General features: G+C 51.2%; 3 protein-coding genes. 1 reads left to right on the forward strand and 2 read right to left on the reverse strand.

Features of this window, described 5'->3' with window-relative positions:
• The first annotated feature begins 264 nt into the window (after positions 1–264).
• On the forward strand, positions 265–969 hold the full coding sequence (locus tag Q0095_RS10105) for a DUF6882 domain-containing protein (protein WP_297883382.1): 705 nt from the start codon (positions 265–267) through the stop codon (positions 967–969).
• Between the two features lie 67 nt (positions 970–1,036).
• On the opposite strand, the gene Q0095_RS10110 is transcribed toward Q0095_RS10105, so the two are convergent.
• Positions 1,037–1,207, reverse strand: a complete 171-nt coding sequence (locus Q0095_RS10110) for a hypothetical protein (protein ID WP_297883383.1) — start codon at positions 1,205–1,207, stop codon at positions 1,037–1,039.
• Positions 1,182–1,385: hypothetical protein (locus tag Q0095_RS10115; protein WP_297883384.1), on the reverse strand; the 204-nt coding region annotated here is incomplete at its 5' end. The genes Q0095_RS10110 and Q0095_RS10115, both read right to left, overlap by 26 nt.

Genomic DNA, 1,385 nt, shown 5'->3' on the forward strand with positions numbered 1-1,385 from the left:
AGGGAAGTCGTGGCGGAAATGGCAACCGTCGTAGCAATGACAATCGCCGTGACCGTCGCCTTCTGCAAAATTCTATCCGGGCGGCGTTCCGATATGAAATTTATCCGCTGCGGCTTTATAAAATTTGATTAAATTTTCCTGCGCGCCGCGTTAAATTCCATAGCGCGAATGTTTTATAGCAAAACAGCGTGCGCGGCGTATAATAGGGTGTGCCGATAAATCCAGCAAAAGTGCTAAATTTATCGGCGTAAAAAAAGGAGAAAGATGAAATTTTTAGACCGCTTGGGCGTGGATAGGAGCAGCTTTGCCGATCTGTTTTCGGCATGTTTGGGTTGCGGCGTAAGGGCGCAAGAGATGGGCTCGAAGCTGATCGTAAAGGGTAGGCACTGGTCTGTGGATTTTGAGCGCAGCGAGACCCTCTTCGGCGACGATGCGCCGCGCGCCATTTTATATATCGGCAGCGAAGCAAACGCCAGCCGCACGTGGCTGTGGGGGTACGAGAACATAAATCACCTCGATGAGCGGCTACTTACCCTTGCGCGAGATGTGCGCGACTTCGACTTGCGGCACGAGCTAGCGGAGCTTGGCACGCCTAAGCTTGCACTAAGTGCGGAGATAAACGGGCATGCTCTAAGCGCGATTGCGTGCGGGCTATCGCAGGAGCCGTTATGTTACTACCGCTGCCCGCACGCCGGCGGAGCGGTATTTGTGGCGTTCGCGGCAGGCGAGTGCGTGGCGCCAGATGGTACGATCAAGCCCGGTATGGACGCAAGCGAGCTCATCTCTTTGGCGCGCGATTACATAGGCGCATTTCAGCTAAATCACGCCGTTTTATCGGGGGCGCTTTTGCTTAGAAACGGCACGAAATTTAGCGAAGCGACGGGCAAGATCGTAGCGAATTTTAAAAATGATGCGCTCTTTTCGTTTGATAATTTGGGGCGGTTAAGCGAAGTGGAGTTTGTTGTATAGAGCCGCAAATATCGCGCCGTGCATTCGCGGCTTTGAAATTTACGCTGCCAAATTTTGCCCTGCAAATTTATATCGTAGAATTTTTCGTCTTGAAATTTTGCTCGGTAGAATTTGCATCGCGAAATTCTGATGTGTGAAATTTTGCCTTAAATTTTGCGTTGTGAAATTCTACTGTTCTATCCGCGCTCAAGCCTCTAAATTTTAAGACAAAATCAGCCGCCGTCGATGTCGAAATCAAGATGCTCTTTGAAATAGGCGCGCAGCCTGCGGCGGTCGTTGCGACCGGGCGTGATCGCAAACCACAGCACGCGGTCGTTCAGATCCTTGCCACGGATCAGCACGGTGTCGCGCAGCAAGATGTCATGAAAGTCGCCGTTTAGTTTCCAAGATGAGAGCGCCTTGGCGAAGAAAAAGAT

Source organism: uncultured Campylobacter sp., from assembly GCF_938045535.1.
Classification (GTDB): Bacteria; Campylobacterota; Campylobacteria; order Campylobacterales; family Campylobacteraceae; genus Campylobacter_B.

Excerpts from the sequence above, each read along its gene's own strand:
- Q0095_RS10105 (WP_297883382.1), top strand. The coding sequence starts at position 265 with ATGAAATTTTTAGACCGCTTGGGCGTGGATAGGAGCAGCTTTGCCGAT.